This is a genomic window from Lacrimispora sp. (genome assembly GCF_032078915.1).
In the GTDB taxonomy this organism is placed as follows: Bacteria; Bacillota; Clostridia; order Lachnospirales; family Lachnospiraceae; genus Lacrimispora.
Map to the genome: position 1 here is coordinate 1 of NZ_DAMAUN010000006.1, position 17,295 is coordinate 17,295.

General features: G+C 34.1%; 21 protein-coding genes and 1 pseudogene. 2 read left to right on the forward strand and 20 right to left on the reverse strand.

What is annotated here, in order from left to right; all coding sequences use genetic code 11:
- Positions 1-1,234: O-acetylhomoserine aminocarboxypropyltransferase/cysteine synthase family protein (locus RT269_RS03770; protein WP_313180654.1), on the reverse strand; the 1,234-nt coding region annotated here is incomplete at its 3' end.
- Positions 1,235-1,460: 226 nt separating this feature from the next.
- Between RT269_RS03770 and RT269_RS03775 the strand changes: the two genes are divergently transcribed.
- Positions 1,461-2,096: a superoxide dismutase gene (locus RT269_RS03775; RefSeq protein WP_313180655.1), complete on the forward strand. Its 636-nt coding sequence runs from the start codon at positions 1,461-1,463 to the stop codon at positions 2,094-2,096.
- A 208-nt stretch (positions 2,097-2,304) separates the two neighbouring features.
- On the opposite strand, the pseudogene RT269_RS03780 reads toward RT269_RS03775, so the two are convergent.
- The 5 genes and pseudogenes from RT269_RS03780 to RT269_RS03800 all read right to left on the reverse strand — a co-directional run.
- Positions 2,305-2,415: pseudogene (locus tag RT269_RS03780) on the reverse strand (GGGtGRT protein); the annotation flags it as partial.
- A 122-nt stretch (positions 2,416-2,537) separates the two neighbouring features.
- Positions 2,538-3,707, reverse strand: a complete 1,170-nt coding sequence (locus RT269_RS03785) for an Ig-like domain-containing protein (RefSeq protein WP_313180656.1) — start codon at positions 3,705-3,707, stop codon at positions 2,538-2,540.
- 11 nt (positions 3,708-3,718) lie between these two features.
- Positions 3,719-4,054 (reverse strand): hypothetical protein, encoded by a 336-nt coding sequence (locus tag RT269_RS03790; RefSeq protein WP_313180657.1) that lies wholly within the window; start codon positions 4,052-4,054, stop codon positions 3,719-3,721.
- Between the two features lie 67 nt (positions 4,055-4,121).
- The gene (locus tag RT269_RS03795; RefSeq protein ID WP_313180658.1) at positions 4,122-4,304 is read right to left on the reverse strand and encodes a hypothetical protein; all 183 of its coding nucleotides are present in this window, start codon (positions 4,302-4,304) and stop codon (positions 4,122-4,124) included.
- A gap of 30 nt (positions 4,305-4,334) precedes the next feature.
- Positions 4,335-5,000 (reverse strand): hypothetical protein, encoded by a 666-nt coding sequence (locus RT269_RS03800; RefSeq protein ID WP_313180659.1) that lies wholly within the window; start codon positions 4,998-5,000, stop codon positions 4,335-4,337.
- A 111-nt stretch (positions 5,001-5,111) separates the two neighbouring features.
- Between RT269_RS03800 and RT269_RS03805 the strand changes: the two genes are divergently transcribed.
- Complete coding sequence (locus tag RT269_RS03805) at positions 5,112-5,264, forward strand: toxin-antitoxin system protein (RefSeq protein ID WP_313180660.1); 153 nt, start codon at positions 5,112-5,114, stop codon at positions 5,262-5,264.
- A 206-nt stretch (positions 5,265-5,470) separates the two neighbouring features.
- On the opposite strand, the gene RT269_RS03810 is transcribed toward RT269_RS03805, so the two are convergent.
- The 14 genes from RT269_RS03810 to RT269_RS03875 all read right to left on the reverse strand — a co-directional run bounded on the left by RT269_RS03810 (position 5,471) and on the right by RT269_RS03875 (position 17,248).
- Positions 5,471-6,064: a recombinase family protein gene (locus tag RT269_RS03810; RefSeq protein WP_313180661.1), complete on the reverse strand. Its 594-nt coding sequence runs from the start codon at positions 6,062-6,064 to the stop codon at positions 5,471-5,473.
- 651 nt (positions 6,065-6,715) lie between these two features.
- Positions 6,716-7,936 (reverse strand): phage portal protein, encoded by a 1,221-nt coding sequence (locus tag RT269_RS03815; RefSeq protein WP_313180662.1) that lies wholly within the window; start codon positions 7,934-7,936, stop codon positions 6,716-6,718.
- Between the two features lie 8 nt (positions 7,937-7,944).
- Positions 7,945-9,486 carry a terminase large subunit domain-containing protein gene (locus tag RT269_RS03820; RefSeq protein ID WP_313180663.1) on the reverse strand — a complete coding sequence of 514 codons (1,542 nt, stop codon included), beginning with the start codon at positions 9,484-9,486 and terminating at the stop codon, positions 7,945-7,947.
- Between the two features lie 14 nt (positions 9,487-9,500).
- A complete protein-coding gene (locus tag RT269_RS03825) occupies positions 9,501-9,701 on the reverse strand; it encodes a hypothetical protein (RefSeq protein ID WP_313180664.1) in 201 nt (66 codons plus the stop codon).
- A gap of 62 nt (positions 9,702-9,763) precedes the next feature.
- Positions 9,764-9,991, reverse strand: a complete 228-nt coding sequence (locus RT269_RS03830; RefSeq protein WP_313180665.1) for a hypothetical protein — start codon at positions 9,989-9,991, stop codon at positions 9,764-9,766.
- 12 nt (positions 9,992-10,003) lie between these two features.
- Positions 10,004-11,068 (reverse strand): hypothetical protein, encoded by a 1,065-nt coding sequence (locus tag RT269_RS03835; protein ID WP_313180666.1) that lies wholly within the window; start codon positions 11,066-11,068, stop codon positions 10,004-10,006.
- A 223-nt stretch (positions 11,069-11,291) separates the two neighbouring features.
- Complete coding sequence (locus tag RT269_RS03840; protein ID WP_313180667.1) at positions 11,292-11,462, reverse strand: hypothetical protein; 171 nt, start codon at positions 11,460-11,462, stop codon at positions 11,292-11,294.
- Positions 11,463-11,641: 179 nt separating this feature from the next.
- A complete protein-coding gene (locus RT269_RS03845) occupies positions 11,642-11,854 on the reverse strand; it encodes a hypothetical protein (RefSeq protein WP_313180668.1) in 213 nt (70 codons plus the stop codon).
- Between the two features lie 76 nt (positions 11,855-11,930).
- On the reverse strand, positions 11,931-12,770 hold the full coding sequence (locus RT269_RS03850) for a phage major capsid protein (RefSeq protein ID WP_313180669.1): 840 nt from the start codon (positions 12,768-12,770) through the stop codon (positions 11,931-11,933).
- A 17-nt stretch (positions 12,771-12,787) separates the two neighbouring features.
- Positions 12,788-13,258 (reverse strand): hypothetical protein, encoded by a 471-nt coding sequence (locus RT269_RS03855; protein ID WP_313180670.1) that lies wholly within the window; start codon positions 13,256-13,258, stop codon positions 12,788-12,790.
- Positions 13,259-13,536: 278 nt separating this feature from the next.
- Positions 13,537-13,707 carry a MerR family DNA-binding transcriptional regulator gene (locus RT269_RS03860; protein ID WP_313180671.1) on the reverse strand — a complete coding sequence of 57 codons (171 nt, stop codon included), beginning with the start codon at positions 13,705-13,707 and terminating at the stop codon, positions 13,537-13,539.
- A gap of 659 nt (positions 13,708-14,366) precedes the next feature.
- Positions 14,367-15,299, reverse strand: coding sequence for a tyrosine-type recombinase/integrase (locus RT269_RS03865; protein ID WP_313180672.1), 933 nt, complete (start codon positions 15,297-15,299; stop codon positions 14,367-14,369).
- A gap of 170 nt (positions 15,300-15,469) precedes the next feature.
- The gene (locus RT269_RS03870; RefSeq protein ID WP_313180673.1) at positions 15,470-16,480 is read right to left on the reverse strand and encodes a GGGtGRT protein; all 1,011 of its coding nucleotides are present in this window, start codon (positions 16,478-16,480) and stop codon (positions 15,470-15,472) included.
- A 75-nt stretch (positions 16,481-16,555) separates the two neighbouring features.
- Positions 16,556-17,248: an iron-sulfur cluster assembly scaffold protein gene (locus RT269_RS03875; RefSeq protein WP_025234293.1), complete on the reverse strand. Its 693-nt coding sequence runs from the start codon at positions 17,246-17,248 to the stop codon at positions 16,556-16,558.
- Between the last annotated feature and the right edge of the window lie 47 nt (positions 17,249-17,295).

A 17,295-nucleotide genomic window follows, 5' to 3' on the forward strand; every position in this document is an offset into this window, starting at 1 on the left:
GGATGGTGTTCGGTTTGATTCCTGAATCCTCCAATTCCTCTGCCGACATCTGGGAATGGGTCGTGGAGGCCGGATGAATGACTAAAGATTTTACGTCTGCTACATTGGCTAACAGGGAGAATAATTCCAACTGGTCAATAAAGTCTTTTGCCTTCCTGGCATCTCCCTTGATTTCAAAAGTAAATATGGAGCCTCCGCCATTGGGGAAATATTTACCGTATAATTCCTGCTGCTCCGGATCCTCTGAAACGGAAGGATGGTGCACCTTCTCCACCTGAGGATGGTTCTTTAAATACTGAGCCACCTTCAGCGCATTTTCCACATGGCGTTCAACACGAAGAGATAAGGTTTCTAAGCCCTGGAGGAATAAAAACGCATGGAAGGGAGAAAGAGCTGCTCCTGTATCACGGAGTAAAATGGCGCGGATCTTTGTTACATAAGCGGCCGCTCCTACTGCCTTGGTAAAGCTGATTCCATGGTAGCTTGGGTTCGGCTCTGTAAGGGAAGAGAATTTTCCGGAAGCCTCCCAATCGAATGTTCCGCCGTCAATAATGACGCCGCCAATGGCTGTTCCATGGCCTCCAATATATTTTGTGGCGGAATGGACTACAATATCCGCTCCGTATTCAAAGGGTCTTACCAGATAAGGAGTTGCAAAGGTATTGTCTACAATCAGCGGAATTTTATGTGCATGGGCGATGCCTGCCAGTTTTTCAATATCGACCACGTCGGAATTGGGATTGCCCAGAGTTTCAATGAATACCAGCTTTGTGTTTTCCCGAATGGCTTTGTCAAAGGCTTCGTAATCAAAAGGATCCACAAAGGTCGTTTCAACTCCGTATTCTGGCAGAGTATGCTCCAGCAGATTATAAGTACCGCCATAGATGTTCTTTGCTGCTACAATATGATCCCCGCTTTTTGCAATATTCTCAATAGAATAGGTAACTGCGGCAGCTCCGGAAGCCACTGCCAGGGCAGCCACTCCGCCTTCCAAAGCTGCAATCCTGCGCTCAAAGACGTCCTGGGTTGGATTTGTCAGTCTCCCATAAATATTACCTGCATCTGACAGACCGAATCTGGCCGCAGCATGATCGCTATTATGGAACACATAGGAAGATGTCTGGTAAATGGGTACTGCCCTGGCATCTGTTACCGGATCCGCCTGTTCCTGCCCAACATGTAATTGCAATGTTTCAAATTTTAAATTTCTCTCAGCTCTTATCTTCTTAGCCATATGAATTTCCTCCCAAATGTTATAGTGATTATTTATTTCGTATCTTCTTAGTTGGTATTATACCTGGTTTCATAGCTAAGTGTTAATTGATATAATTATGACCTGGTTATAGGAAAAACCTATAGCCAGGGCCAGCATAGATTTCTGTTACAAGCATCCTGCTTATCCATCATATATCCCTGAGTACTGAATATATATATACAAATAATAATAAGGACAATAACCTATGAATGAACATTACCCCTTTGTAAACGTGCCGCTGCCGTATCCATACGATGCGCTGGAACCCTACATAGACACGCAAACCATGTACCTGCACCACGACAGGCTGCAGCAACGATATGTGGCAAATCTTAACGGGATCCTGACGAATTATCCGCAGCTGCAAAACAAGTCTTTGGAGGATCTGCTTTCGGACACGGAAAGCCTTCCTTCGGAAGTCCGTCAGAGCATCATTAATAATGCGGGCGGAGTTTATAATCACATCATCTATTTCTTCGGGATGACCAATTCCATGACCCGGACTCAGGCTGAAGTATTGTATCCTGCCATTATACAATATTTTGGGACGGTGGAACAGTTTTTTGATGAATTTAAAAGATATGCACTGGCTATATTTGGATCCGGGTATGCCTGGCTGGTGGTGGATTCAAATGGCGTGCTGAAACTCGTAACAACACCTAACCAGAATTCCCCTATCTCAGATGGCCTTTGTGTTATTGCCGGTATCGACTGCTGGGAGCACGCCTATTTTTTGAAGCGGTTCAACGACAGGGCCGCATACATAGAAGACTGGTTCCATGTGGTAAGCTGGGAAGCAGCGGACGAACGATACAAAGCATGCATCAGTGCTAATTCTTAATATGGATATTCCGGATTATAAAATTAAACCTTCAAACCGATGATTATAATATTGTCTGTTTGAAGGTTTTCATTCTTCCACCGGAAGATCTTTCAATGGTCATACAGCTTCTCTCTGTCTGGATATTTAATAAGCAAAAAGAGGAACCGGCAAAGCGACTCCTCTTTCCTTTTCTAAAAGTAAAATACCTTAATAATCAAGGTTTTCCTTAGAATTTACCTTCTTTTGCACTTTCCTCGATCCCAACAGCAACAGCAACGGTAGCTCCAACCATAGGATTATTACCCATACCGATCAGACCCATCATTTCCACGTGACTGTTTAGAATATTAGCTGTAAACCGCTAAAATAAGCACTTAGACACATTATTTCTGATAATATCAGACACGTTATTTCTATAATCATGATATCATATAGTTCTTTCTATTTCAACATATATTTCTAAAATAACCCCCTAAGTTGGATATTATATGTTACTGATTTACCTGTATTCAACTCTCTAATTGTATAAATCAAATACTTGTCAGCCGTAAGCTTATTATTCTGTACGATAAATGTTCCAGTGGCATTATCTATAGTACTTGTATAATTTGCTGATGCAATACCACTAGCATTAAGTGTTATATTCCATTGCGGGCTCGAAACACCATTAATTGAACATATAAATGTTTCTGTATCACCTTGAAACAATCCATAATAGCTACTGTAATCATATGGTGGATTTATTTGTATTTCTCCTACTTCTGTTGATGGCTCTGTTACTGTTATATTAACGCTATCTGTTTTAACTTTATCATTTACATTAACTTTGTATGAGCCTATTATTTTAGTCTGACCCACTGAAAGTCCTGTTACAATATTATAACTATCAATAGAGCATATGGAATTATCATTAATAGTCCACTCCACGGTTGGTTGAGGATTCATAGTGGAATCGTCTTTACTTACAGTCACTGTCAATGGCTGTGTTTTACCCTTTTGAATCTCAACAGCAGATTCCTTAATATCAATCACATATTTATTAGGTTTCGTTTCATAGTTCCACCTATCTGCAATTCCATCATCTCTATCGTCATTATCCGATACTGGTGTCCTTTCTGCATAAACATATACCATATTATTTAGATAATTTATATCTATTATTTTCCATGGCAAAATGTATGCTCCACAATAAAAACGATAATTAATTCGTAACCTTTTACTTTCATCATTTAGGGATAATAAAAATGCACCCTTCGAACCTGTTGTAATTACACTGCTATTGACATTTAGTGAATCCTGTATATTTTCATCCATGCGGACATCATAAACAATAAAATCGCCTGCACCATACATCATCTTTATTGTTGCATTACACATGACACAAGTATATTTCTGGTAAGTTGTGTTTTCACTTGTTGAGCGTTTCAGGATCAAATACTTATTTCCATTAAGGCTGAAAGTATTTCCCTGTTCAATATTATCATTATAATACGTATACAATGTACTATAAAGGCTTGTATCAGCCTTATCATTTCTTCTTAGGAAAACCTTATGCTTAGAAGAACCGATAATAATATCAATTCCTTCACGTTCCATTGTCTCATTAAAAACATCATTAAGTGTATCCATGTTTCACCGCCTTAGTTATGATATAAATATGTAATAGTTTTTGCTGTGGGCTGATAGTTTGGAATCAAAGAAATTCTTTTATATAAGTCATCAATTCTGTCCTTCAAATTCTTATATGCAGAAGTTGTATTCGTAAACTCTGTTTCAATCGTTCTATAGAGGTCTATATTATTTGTCAAAGCCTGTAAGATAGCAATTACAGTCTGTAGAAGAAATAATTCATCTTCTTTCTTATTGTATATTTCTGTAGGACTAAGACTGTTTTCCTCTAGAAACGTGTTGTACTCTTCTTCTGTGAAGTAATTCTTTTGCGATAATTCTAATTTTAATCGTTCTAAATTTGTCATTGTATCTCCTCTCTTACTATTGGGTATTAAAAAAGCACCTACCTTTAAGGCAAGTGCGTATAAATTTTTATAATGTAGATTCTAATTCTTTTATAGATTCCTTAATTTTATCTATTAATTGCTGTTGCTCTTCTGTCGGTTTAGGAATACCATATAAATCTTTTAACAAACTTTCTATTGTATTTTTTGCTTCGGCACTTCGCATTATATCATTAGCCTTCATATAAGCGTCCATATCAAATCGCCCCATGCTATATATCCCCTTTTCAATTAAAATATTTTATAGTCCGGAGTTATTAACTTCTTCTTTGTGATTTACATCTCCATATACAATACCTAAATTAATTTTATAATTATCGCCTATTAATCCTAATACAATTCGAGTATCTTCATTTTCCCATATTGTTAAATATTGTAAGTGTCCGTATGAAATAGCTTTTCCATATCGTCCAACATCTCCTTTATACAAATCACTTTTCCATACTTGTTTATCTTCAGTTGGTTCTCCATATTTTTCTTTTAAAGCATTTTTAATAGTGTTAAAATCATCTATATAAAGATTCTCATTTGTATGTTCATCATTAAACATTATTGCACCCTGATATAATTTACCATCTCCAAATGTAAAGCCAATGTCGGCATTCATGTTTAATACTTTTGATTTAGATTGACCAATAATTGCATTGTCCGCTTCTGCTGTCCATGATATGTCTGTTTCATACTTTTTAACAGTTTCAATATCATCACCCCAACAAGTATTTCTAAAATTAGTATTCTCACGTTTTACTAATTCTTCCGCTGTAGTGGCTGCTTCAGTTGTCTCTTCAATACTGGAAGATTGTTGTACAGTTTCTTTAGACAGCTCTGTTTCTGCTACCTTTTTAGAACCGCAACCAGTAACCCCTATCACTAATACTACACATAAAATTAAAATTTGTTTTTTCATACTTTTACCTCGCTTTGTATTTTTCTTACTTTTTACTACTTTTTACCACTTTAGTATATCATCCTTCTTTATAAGTTACAATATTATAAGTAGCAAGAAGGAGTAAAAAGTATGACCGAGAAACCTTATAAAGTAAAAGTAAGCGTATCTTTAGATGAAGATGTGATTATTAAAATTAAAGAAATGGCTGAAAATGATGATAGAAATTTTAGCCAGTATATAAATATGGTATTAAGAAAACATATTGAAGATACAAAAAAATAACTTTTTATCATTACTCATAAGAATTTCCCCACTTTTGTATTATTGTATCACATTTATATAAAATAGTCTAAATTTTTTCTGTATAAAAAAAATTATACTGCTAAATGGCATTAACAGAAAAAGGGGGAAGATATTTCATCAAAAATAGATTTTCAAAATATTACATTAAAATAGCACCTACAGAAAGTAGATGCTGTTCCAATTTATTATTTATCTCCAAGTATATTTAGATACTTATATATAGTTGTACGGCTCATATCACACAACCTAGATAATTCTGATATATTTATTTCACCTTGCTTATACTTAGGATAGTATTTCATAAATATATTAGGTATATTATCGGAAGTTAATACAGGTCTGCCAATTACACTACCCCTAGCCTTTGCATTAACCATACCACTTTTAACACGTTCACTAATCATATTCCTTTCCAATTCAGCAAACACCCCCATCATCTGTAACATACCTAATGTCATTGCATCTAACTTGTCCTTACTGCAATCCACTTCAAAAGAACCAATAACCACTTTAAGATGCTTATCCTTTACTTGTTCAATTAAATCACATAGCTGTTTAGTAGAGCGTGTTATTCTGCTTAACTCTGTAGCAATTATAGTATCGCCTTGCTTAACAACACCAAGCAGTCTATTAAGCTGTTCCCTATCTATCTTTGTACCGCTCTCATATTCAAAGTATATATTATTTTCAGGAACACCCTTATTAATTAACTCTCTCTTCTGCCTGTTAATATCCTGTTTTGTTTCATTAGTTGAGCATCTGGCATATCCATATATCATATAAATTAATCCCCCTTTCCACTATACTTAATTATACTACTGTTCATTTAATGGTGTCAACATTTTAATGAACATGTCGGAATGGAAATATTGGATTATCTGGCTAACTTTTTCGCTGAAACTCCTGTTCACAAAACCAATTGATAAAATGAACACCTATTATCAGTACTGTTGCCATATAGTTATAGCCTACAATATATATAAATAAATCAAATTTAATACCTGATTTTCTTCATCACATACTAAACGATAATTAATACCTGTAGGATATTTCAAAAGAGATTTGTAGCATTTTCCTAGATTATTTTATATAATTCTGCATATAGTCAAGCCGTAGTAATATAAGATAACAACCGTCTGTCAGTCTGGAATCTACGGGAATCAACACGATAACATCTCTTATAGTGCATATTATATGTTATATACTTTTTTATCAGTTTTCACCCCATATTTTAATTAATATCCTTTAGATGATAAATTGCACATTGGATATACTTCAACAGGAAATAGCTATCATATTTACAAATTAACCATATAAAATCACCTGTCTCATATGATAGCTATATATATAGGGTAATATGAAATGTAAATATTACAAACATATATCAAATACTACGTAATCTTTATATATAACAATAATCACTCCTATTATTATACTTCTTCTACTTTATTGACCATATCATCATTAGCAATCAATTCCATCTCTTTCTTTACGTCTGATGTATATGGTGAAACACGGATAATACTTTCCTTACTAATTGCGCCCATTTCATATTGATATTTTAATGCTTCCATCATACTTTTATTATCTACTGGTCTATTATAATTAAATCCTATATTAACTTCTGAAACATCTATTCCAAGTATCTTACTGATATATTGTAACCTTTTATAAAATCCTTCCAGTAAACAAAATGATAACCTCTTTGCATAACTATCACTATTATTAAATAATAATTCCAAACTTGTTTCAGATATATTTGCAATATTTCCATTACCATAAAGACCACTAGGTACACTAGCTACGGTGTAAAATTGATTGATTAAATTGTCTACAATCAGTTTAATGCTGTTATAATCAAGGTTAGCAGTAGCCCAACTAAAAGTACCGCCATCATCTAAATTAAGTACCGCTCCTGTGATATCACTATCAACAGATTCATCTAAACGTTGTCCTGATACAATCCCCATAGGATTCATACTAAGAGTTGTAACGCTATCACTCATTTTCGATAATAATTCTTCTATCTGATTCATTATGGGAATAAGTGATGTTACAATTCCGATTCCATATATATTAGTTCTATCCATATCTCCGCTAATGTAATGGATCGGTAAACCACTTGGATTATTATATGTAGCTTTTAAAACTCCGTTTTCATATTCTCTAACCTGCGTGGTTGTATATTCTCTTTCTATATAGGAATCAGTAACCGGATTATAGCACCATCTTTCTATGAAACGGGTATATTCTCCATTTTCATAAATTGCAAAAGAATCCGTATTATTAATTACTTTGCTTTTGATGATTCCATCTTGTTTATAAATAAATTCATAAGCATTCCCATAGGTCACTACATTTTTAACAATCTCATAATCAGTTTTATTTAAAAACCCTTTTCGGTAAACTGACTGGACCATTTTTACTATAGATTCATCTCCTGTGATACTAACAGGCGAACCTAATAAATAGGCACTATGAAAGTCAATAATAGGTTTTATACTCTGTAATACAATCTTTGCAGTATGAAAGGTATTACCATTAAATTCAAAATCTTTTCTTGATAATACCTCATGGCAGCCATTTATATAGTTTTTTATTCGTTGACATTCAGCGTTTTCATATTGTGCTAAATCATTTTTTTCTAACATTGTTTACCTCACCATTTATAATTTATTCCACTCTTAATTCCCTGAACTGCTAAGGCCGTCGCAATAACAGTATCATCATGCGTTCCGACTTCCCCATTCATCGACCCATTGGAAAACATATAAGTTTTCATTTCATTTAAAGTTGTTAATGAACGTATAAATATATCATTACTTTCCCATAGTTCCACAAAGTCATTAATTAAAATAGGTTTTGTTTTAGCAGTTGTCTTATATCCTATTTTCTTAACCATTTTACCCTTTTGGTCATAGTCCTTATGTTTGTACATATTTTTATAATGGTATGTATTTCTAAGCCTATCTAAAATAATATGACCACCGGAAGCCTTTTCCACGATTAACAAAGCCCGATTATACCATAAGCCCAATTCATTACATATATTTGCAATCTCATAAGGCTGAATTTTATTGCTTCTAAATTGAGCCACTTCAATAGCATCTTCATTATATATATCTATAACAGAATAATCCTGTCCAATTCCCTCGGAAGCATCTACACCCATATAATACCTATCTCCATTCCTTGGAGCCTCCCAAACTGTTAAATATGACCTTATATAAGGTTTTAATATGACCGGAATATTTGGTATATCCGTAAGCCGTTCAATCATTTTTCTTTGATTATATTCTTCTTGTATCTTCGCAGAATTGAATATATTATTTCCACTTGTTATAAAGGCTTCTATAGGAGTTACTGGATATTCTTGTTTAAATTCTTGTTCTGAACTATTGGCAATTTTTAATCTTCGCCACATTAGCTGTTCTAAACTTGCACCTAATTCATGATAAGTTCTTTCTATTGGTTCTAATTCTTCAAAAGTTAATGAACTGCCATGTAATGATATATACCTTTTAGTAAAGGCTTTATATTCATCCGCAAACATTTTCTTATCTTCAATCCACGAAAAGAAGAATGGGCGGTATAAACTTTCCCCTTGCTCTGCTCTTTCCCACATATTAGAAAATTCATTTAATCCGTTTGCCGTAGATTCAAGAATTATCTTACCATCAGGTAATAAGGCTTGTTCAATTGACAAAATTTGCTTAGATACTAATTCCTGCTTACAGAAGGCAACCTCTGAAATATGAACAAAAGCTAGGCTTGAACCTCTAGCTATCTCTTTGCTCCCCATGGTTGTAACTGTTATCTTACTACCATTTTCAAACTTTAAGACTTTACGATTATTAGCGATATCTTTTGGCCTTATTGCTTGTGGTAGATCATCATAAATCTGTTTTAATTTATCAAAGATTGTATTAGCACTATCAAGGCTATAACTTATCAGCATACAGTGGCTTGAAGGTCTCGTAATGGCATAATAAAGGGATAGCATGCACGATACTGTAGTTATCCCTAATTGACGTGACTTCAGCACAATATTGTATTTATCAAGGTTTTCAACTAATTCTCGTTGCTGAGGATTAAGAATAAATTGAACCCTTCTCCCTTGCTTATCTATTACCTCGCAAAAGTTTTCTCCCCATAGGAGGGGACTAGAGAGAACCCTTTTTAATTTCTCCAATGGTGTCATATTAATCTCCTATCTTATTCATCTATTTTTACATTTTCTAATAATTTCATAAGAGAATTTTCTTCCTTGTCAGCAAACAATTCTTTACTTACATCGATAAATGCTTTAAATGATGCAGTATCTCCCCCCAAGGCTTTCTTATAATAGCTTTCATATAATTCCATTAACTTTTTCTCATGCTGATTCTTTAGTTGCTGTTTCTTTCCTACTGGCATATGGCTCTCCTCCTAAAATAAAAAACCCCATGCAAAATGCACGGAGAATCATATTTTATATACTAAGATAACTTTTCTTCTAGCCGATTAACTTTATTGCTGATCTTTTCAACTTCTGCTGATAATTCTGCTGTAATATTTTGATTTTCAATTGTTACTTGGGTAAGTTCAATCATTGTATTTTTTACAGAATCCATAGTATCTATCAGGCGTAGAAACGCTTGCGTATTACGTTCTAAGGCATCATTAACCATTAATTCTATATTATCTATTCTTTGTTCTGTATTCATTTATCAATCTCCTTATAATAATTGAGAGATATCCAATTCTTTATATTTCTGCGGTTCTACTTTTGGTTCTAAATTCATATATCCGGTATCTTGTAAACTCTTCTTCCAGTCATATATATTTGACTTTTGGGTTTCTTTTCCTTTAGGTATATTTTCGTCTGTTTCTGATTTGGTAATCATATTACTATCATTTACCTCTTGGTCAGTTCGGGAAATACTATATTTTGTTTCTTCAGTGGTCACTACTTCCTCTTTGGATTCTTTCTTTTCTTTCTTTTTAGGAAGAGGACTAAAACAAAGTTCATCTTTCTGTTCCTCAAGGAACTTGCTTTTTTCTTCTTCTAATTTATCTTTATCCTTATAGAGTCCGTAAATATTCTTAACCTGTTTGCCACTATCTTTCCACTTTTGGTCATATTTACATACATAAATAATCTTGTTTTCCAAGAGTGTTGAATTGTATTTATCAATTGTATTAATACTAATTCCTGATTCATAAGCAAGTTCTTCTCTGGTTGCTTGAAAGAAATAACATTCTTTACCGTCTTTATTATTAAGATTAGTTGCTTTCATACCTAAGTAAAAGAATAAATACTTGAATATCCTCTTTTTGTTTCCTTGTTCTTTGTAGACTTTTATAAAAGATTCCAAGTTATAATATGTAAAATAATTTGTATATTCATTAATATTTCTTCCTTTTAAATCTTTATAACAAACCATATCCTTATCATATTCATCACCAAATGGATTACTGATTTTAGAGCCTACTGCACTTTTTTCTTCAACATATAAATCTGACATATCTAAATGGTATTCATTTACGTCATTACTTAATATCTTTATATATCCATACTTTTCCAACTCTTCAAGACCATCTTTTATACTCATTTTATCTTCTTTAGTAATTTTTTTCTCTGGTTTCAATACTCTATTAATAGCATTAAGTGTAAACCATTGCTCTTCTTTATTATTATTATATAATGCCTGTAAAGATATGTAAGTTACAATTCCGTTTTCAGATAATTGGTTTGCTAGTTTTCCACATAATCTGTGATGCAAAATTACTTGATTTGTCATATTAATCTCCATTCTATTAATCTTAATTATTTTTATCTAAAAGTATGTGCAAGCCAAAGACCGAAGGTCGTAGGCTGTTAGACCGTAGGTCGTGGCACTAAATATTTATTGTTTATTATATATTTATTGTTTATTATGAGTATTAAAATCCCCCCGAACTAGGGAGGTATTCTGTTTTAATATTTGAAAAATCTCCCCTGATTTTGGAGGTATTTTATTTTAATTACGATTCGTCATAATTTAACCACTTGGTATAAGCCTTGTTTGTATCTTCATCTTTATTATAAATAAAGACAAGCTTATCATTTCTTCCGTTTTCAATCCTTTTAGGATGCAGTCCATATTTCAAATATTTTGATACTTGTTTTAAATTAACAATCTTCAATTCTTCCATATTAATTAACCTCTCTTCATTAATTCAATGCCTTAAAGGCAATACTATAAATTTTTGTATCCTGATGGTCAAATACCCATATCTCTTTATTCTTTCTTATAAAATAATTTAGTGGTTTTACTTTACGATCTATCAGAAATAAGGCATACTCTTTATCGGTTACATATGTACATCTAAATTTATGATTTATCATTTAATAACCTCTTTGCTCTTGCCGTATTACAGGCTTGATACATTAATTTTTCTTCATCTTCAGTGAATTTATATTTTCCACTTAATACACCGCCAAGATACTGAACTGATTTAGGATAACAACCTTTTTCCTTTAACTCCTTTTGTGTTTCAATTCCACAAAGGCTCATATATTCTTTAAATTTATCAATATTATTCATTAATTAACCCTTTCAATTAAATGCTCACATTTTAGTAAAAGGGGGATAAACCTTTTGAGAATATCCCCTTTCTTTATTAAGCTACGGTCTTACGAATTACAACAAGGCCGTCACTATCCATTACCTTTGTTGCATAAAGACTTGATACAACTAAGTCATTGCAAAGTAATTTGGCTTCTCTCTCAACTTCAAGCGTAATTTCACTTTGCTTAACATAGCCTAATGCACCCTTCTTTACCATATATGTTTTACATTCAGAAGCTGTTGTATCAAATGTTCCGTTGTTTGTTACTACTACAGGTATTCCCATCCAATAGCCAACGAGACCATTTTTAATAAGACCGTTTCCGTCACTCTTATAAGTTTTCTCTACTGAAACAAACTCATCCATACCTAAGAAGGAAGGTAAAAGTCTACTATTGATTGCGATTCCTGCAAAAGTATCATAATCTACATCATCACCAAATAATGCAAATGCATTAAGTAATTCTGAATTTGTAATTGCTGTTGCTGATGCAGTTGGAGATTTCTTTATTGTTTCCTCATCCATAGTATTAGATAAAGATGTATCTAGATCCTTAACCATCGCATCTACAAGCTGTTGTGCCATATTATCCAATGTGGCACTTTTGATCTGCTTTTCGTCCTTATCGTATACACGAATTGCACCACCTGTCTGTTTAATCGTAGCTTCATTATCAGACATAGATACTTCCGCTGGGGTCATAGTCGTTCCCTTAGTGACTTCACCTACACTTGCCACTCTGTTATACTTCGGGAAATGGATTTTATCTCCGCAAGTTGTTATGTCTGCCACTTCTCCTGTTACATCTGTAGCTAACTGACCCATTTTAAGAGCCACCCCTAATTTTTCATTAATTGCATCTGCAAATACTTCACTAATATATAATGCCATATGTTAAATACCTCTTTCTATTTCATATTTTTAAGTTGCTGATATAAACTAGGATTTTCAGAATAAAGTTTTGTACGTTCTGCAATCCCCATTTTAGAAAACTGTTCTTTTGTAACTCCGTTATTTCCTGTGTTATGCTTATTAGGAATAAAATCATTATGAGTAGTGGAAGCAAACCCTCTATAGAACTGCGAAAACTCTTCAATATCTATATCTTGACGGATATATTTTGCCAAATCATCAGTTACACCTAACTGTTTTAGACTTGACAGAAATCTAATTGTTTCAAGTTCCTTTTTGGTATTTTCTAATTCTATTTCCATTTCAGACTTTTCTACAGGCTTAAATTTTTCTAATTCCTTTACCTTTTTGGAATATTCAGTCCTCACCTTATCTGTCTCTGATTGAATAGATTTAGTTACCTCTTCTGTAAGTTTTTGTGTCTGTTCCTCGTTAAGTCCTAATTCTTGCGTTAATTCTTCTAACATATTTTCATTTCCTTTCTTAGAGTTGTATAAAACCTACCCCTTACCTAGTTGCTTGATTCTTACCCCTCTTTTTAATAAAAATGTATATAAAAAAGCACCTATGAAATTAATCAATGGTGCTTAGATTTACGGTAAAGGAGGGGGGATTTGAACCCCCATTTTACCTATATCATGGCTTTTGATATATATGATTGAATCCCCTTTATAAAGGAATTATAAGCAGATATGGCAAATCTACTTAAATGGCAGTGTAAGGACTCGAACCTTATCTTAAACCATTACCGCCCACCAGAAAGATATTCAATATATTGCTTATGTGTATAATATCTTCTATTTGTTTTTGTTCTATAAGCAACTAAAATTCCTTGCCTATCCCATTTCTGTAAAGTCTTTTCATGCACTCCAAGTAAATGTGCAAACTCTCCTAATTTATATCTACATTCATACATTATAATTACCTCTTACTAATTACTACTCACTTATGATCACATTTTTGAAAAATTTCAATCCATCCCCTCATTAGCGGACTTTAGAGCACCACTAAAATATATAGTGTTTATAAGGGAACTTTAATGGTCCATTTTACTCAAGTGTGCAGATTTTGGATCATTTTTAGCTATTTTTACATTGATTTTCTCATTAGACGGGAATAGAACACACCTAATATATATAGTATTTATAATGGAATTTTCATGGTCCATTTTGCTCAGGTGTGCAAATTTTAAGTCATTTTTGATTGTTCTTTTTTTCGCTATTTAAATTATCCATCCTTGATAAATTTCAATCTCCTCATTAGTGCCGATTAGAACACACCTAATATATGTAATGTTTATAAGGGAATTTTAATGGTCGACTTTGAGTTGATGTGCAGATTTTGATTCATTTTTAGCTATTTTTAATGTTTACAACACTAACTTTACAATTTCCTCACATATATAATTTTTCAATTTTACCCCTTTATTTTCGTTTTTAACTTTTACACGATAAAATTATTATTGAAGCTAGTTTGAATTGAAATTGAGGTTAAATTTTGAATATAAGAATATAAAAAGACCCTAGCATCAGCTAGAGCCTTGTAAGTTAAATGTCATCGCAAGATATGACAAAGTTACTTTAATTTTATAGATTCCTTTTTTAATTCCCTTAATATGTTAAACTTATCTACATCCTTTTTAATATCACAAATCAACATATTCAAATAGTTTTCTGTAATAGCTAATGAACTATGACCTAGGATTTTCTGTAAGGTAACAACACTTCCCCCCATTGTTACCCACTTCTTAGCAAAAGTATGGCGGAATCGGTGTAGACCTGTTAATTCAATCCCTCTGTTTTTATTATAGACGTACATGGAATGATATAGAGAACTTTTAGCTAATTGCTTACCATAAACATTACAGAAAAGATAATCTTCTGCATTGCCTTCTCTGTACTTTAAATACTCTTGCACTATTTTCAGAATATCATCATTTAAAGGAACAATGAGGGGTTTTCTATTCTTAGTCACATTAACATATACAACACAATTAGCAAAATCAATATCCTTTATTTTAATATTAATCAAGCTATTTTGCCTTACTCCTGTAGATAGAAGGAAATTAACAATTACCCAAGATTTATATTCTGTGAAGGTACATTGCTTTATGTTAGGCTTTTTAAGTAATCTTAGTAATTCGGAATCTGAATATGTTTCTATTGGCTGTTTATCTGCTTTTGCTAAAATCAACTTAAATGGTGGTATATATTCACGCTTCATAAAGAAATACATAAGTGTTTTTAAATCTCTTGCATAGGTATATAGACTTATATCATTTATATCATCTCTTTTTCTTAAAGCAAGTATTAAAGAATCCATAGTAGATTTGTTCATATCCATTATTAGCATATCTTCATCAATATATTTATATAATTGATTCATAGAATCTTGATAATGCTTAATTGTGCCTTGCCTTAAATTTCTCGCTTCACAGTCTTGTAAATACTCCTCACAGCCCAGTCTAAAGGTAATGTCATTTTTTATACTCATTCGCATACGTTTCATAGAAAGCACTCCTTTTCCTTGTCAAAAAAATAGACACGTTATAATGATTTTGGTCAAAATAACGTGTCTAACTCTTTTTGGTGTCCTATCTACAAAATGCTATTTGAATATAATCAAATCATGATTACTTTTCAAACGGAAAAGTGCATCAAACCCTTGTAAATACTGGATTAGAATTTACCTTCTTTTGCACTCTCCTCGATACCTACAGCAACAGCCACGGTAGCTCCAACCATAGGATTATTACCCATACCGATCAGACCCATCATTTCCACGTGAGCCGGAACGGAGGAAGAACCTGCAAACTGAGCATCAGAGTGCATACGTCCCATAGTATCAGTCATACCATAGGAAGCTGGACCTGCTGCCATGTTATCCGGATGAAGGGTACGTCCTGTACCGCCGCCGGATGCTACGGAGAAGTACTTCTTGCCCTTCTCTGAACATTCCTTCTTATAAGTTCCTGCAACCGGATGCTGGAATCTGGTTGGGTTGGTAGAGTTTCCTGTAATAGAAACGTCAACGCCTTCCTTCCACATAACTGCAACACCTTCTGTTACATCGTTTGCACCGTAGCAGTTAACTTTTGCTCTTAAGCCTTCTGAGTAGGACTTTCTCCAAAGCTCTTTTACTTCGCCTGAGTAATAATCCATCTCTGTTTCCACATATGTAAAACCATTGATTCTGGAAATGATCTGAGCTGCATCTTTTCCTAAACCATTTAAAATAACTCTTAATGGTTTCTGACGAACCTTGTTTGCCTTCTCAGCAATACCAATTGCGCCTTCTGCTGCTGCAAAGGACTCATGACCTGCTAAAAAGCAGAAGCACTCTGTCTCTTCTTCCAGAAGCATCTTTCCTAAGTTACCGTGTCCTAAACCTACTTTACGCTGGTCGGCAACGGAACCTGGAATACAGAAAGCCTGAAGACCTTCTCCAATAGCTGCTGCTGCGTCTGCCGCTTTTCTGCAGTCTTTCTTGATTGCAATTGCTGCGCCAACGATGTAAGCCCAACAGGCATTCTCAAAACAGATCGGCTGGATCTTCTTTACCTGCTCGTATACATCCAGACCTGCATCTTTTGTAATCTTTTCAGCTTCTTCAACAGAAGCAATGCCATAGCTGTTTAATACAGAATTGATTTTGTCAATTCTTCTCTCATATGATTCAAATAATGCCATTATCTTGTCCTCCTTATTATTGGCCAAATATCTTCGCTTTGATAACCGATAACCGACAGGCTTTTGCCAATCCGATTATTCATGTCTTGGGTCAATGATCTTAGCAGCTTCGGCAACACGTCCGTACTGTCCTTTTGCCTTTTCCCAAGCAGTCGTCGGGTCATCACCCTTCTTGATAAAGTCAGTCATCTTTCCAAGGCTTACGAACTGATAGCCAATGATCTGATCTTCTTCATCCAGAGCAATACCGGTTACATAGCCTTCCGCCATCTCCAAGTAACGAGGACCTTTCTTTAATGTTCCGTACATGGTACCAACCTGTGAACGGAGACCCTTTCCTAAGTCTTCCAGTCCCGCACCGACCGGAAGTCCATCCTCAGAAAATGCACTCTGTGTTCTGCCGTATGCGATCTGTAAAAACAATTCTCTCATAGCGGTGTTGATAGCGTCACAAACAAGGTCTGTATTTAATGCTTCTAAAACGGTCAGTCCTGGCAGAATCTCTGCTGCCATAGCAGCAGAATGTGTCATACCGGAGCAGCCGATAGTCTCTACTAATGCTTCCTGGATAATACCCTCTTTTACGTTAAGAGTCAGCTTGCATGCGCCCTGCTGAGGAGCACACCAGCCAACGCCATGTGTCAGACCGGAGATATCTTTAACTTCTCTAGATTTTACCCATTTTGCTTCTTCTGGGATTGGAGCAGCGCCGTGATGAACGCCCTGTGCCACTGTGCACATCTCTTCTACTTCCTGTGAATAAATCATGTTAAAACTCCTTTCGAATAAGTAATAATTGTGAACAGTACTTTGTT

Bases quoted from the DNA above. Each gene is read 5' to 3' on its own strand.
- RT269_RS03775 (WP_313180655.1), top strand. From the start codon at position 1,461: ATGAATGAACATTACCCCTTTGTAAACGTGCCGCTGCCGTATCCATAC.
- RT269_RS03785 (WP_313180656.1), bottom strand. From the start codon at position 3,707: ATGGATACACTTAATGATGTTTTTAATGAGACAATGGAACGTGAAGGA.
- RT269_RS03790 (WP_313180657.1), bottom strand. From the start codon at position 4,054: ATGACAAATTTAGAACGATTAAAATTAGAATTATCGCAAAAGAATTAC.
- RT269_RS03795 (WP_313180658.1), bottom strand. From the start codon at position 4,304: ATGGGGCGATTTGATATGGACGCTTATATGAAGGCTAATGATATAATG.
- RT269_RS03800 (WP_313180659.1), bottom strand. From the start codon at position 5,000: ATGAAAAAACAAATTTTAATTTTATGTGTAGTATTAGTGATAGGGGTT.
- RT269_RS03805 (WP_313180660.1), top strand. From the start codon at position 5,112: ATGACCGAGAAACCTTATAAAGTAAAAGTAAGCGTATCTTTAGATGAA.
- RT269_RS03810 (WP_313180661.1), bottom strand. From the start codon at position 6,064: ATGATATATGGATATGCCAGATGCTCAACTAATGAAACAAAACAGGAT.
- RT269_RS03815 (WP_313180662.1), bottom strand. From the start codon at position 7,936: ATGTTAGAAAAAAATGATTTAGCACAATATGAAAACGCTGAATGTCAA.
- RT269_RS03820 (WP_313180663.1), bottom strand. From the start codon at position 9,486: ATGACACCATTGGAGAAATTAAAAAGGGTTCTCTCTAGTCCCCTCCTA.
- RT269_RS03825 (WP_313180664.1), bottom strand. From the start codon at position 9,701: ATGCCAGTAGGAAAGAAACAGCAACTAAAGAATCAGCATGAGAAAAAG.
- RT269_RS03830 (WP_313180665.1), bottom strand. From the start codon at position 9,991: ATGAATACAGAACAAAGAATAGATAATATAGAATTAATGGTTAATGAT.
- RT269_RS03835 (WP_313180666.1), bottom strand. From the start codon at position 11,068: ATGACAAATCAAGTAATTTTGCATCACAGATTATGTGGAAAACTAGCA.
- RT269_RS03840 (WP_313180667.1), bottom strand. From the start codon at position 11,462: ATGGAAGAATTGAAGATTGTTAATTTAAAACAAGTATCAAAATATTTG.
- RT269_RS03845 (WP_313180668.1), bottom strand. From the start codon at position 11,854: ATGAATAATATTGATAAATTTAAAGAATATATGAGCCTTTGTGGAATT.
- RT269_RS03850 (WP_313180669.1), bottom strand. From the start codon at position 12,770: ATGGCATTATATATTAGTGAAGTATTTGCAGATGCAATTAATGAAAAA.
- RT269_RS03855 (WP_313180670.1), bottom strand. From the start codon at position 13,258: ATGTTAGAAGAATTAACGCAAGAATTAGGACTTAACGAGGAACAGACA.
- RT269_RS03860 (WP_313180671.1), bottom strand. From the start codon at position 13,707: ATGTATGAATGTAGATATAAATTAGGAGAGTTTGCACATTTACTTGGA.
- RT269_RS03865 (WP_313180672.1), bottom strand. From the start codon at position 15,299: ATGAAACGTATGCGAATGAGTATAAAAAATGACATTACCTTTAGACTG.
- RT269_RS03870 (WP_313180673.1), bottom strand. From the start codon at position 16,480: ATGGCATTATTTGAATCATATGAGAGAAGAATTGACAAAATCAATTCT.
- RT269_RS03875 (WP_025234293.1), bottom strand. From the start codon at position 17,248: ATGATTTATTCACAGGAAGTAGAAGAGATGTGCACAGTGGCACAGGGC.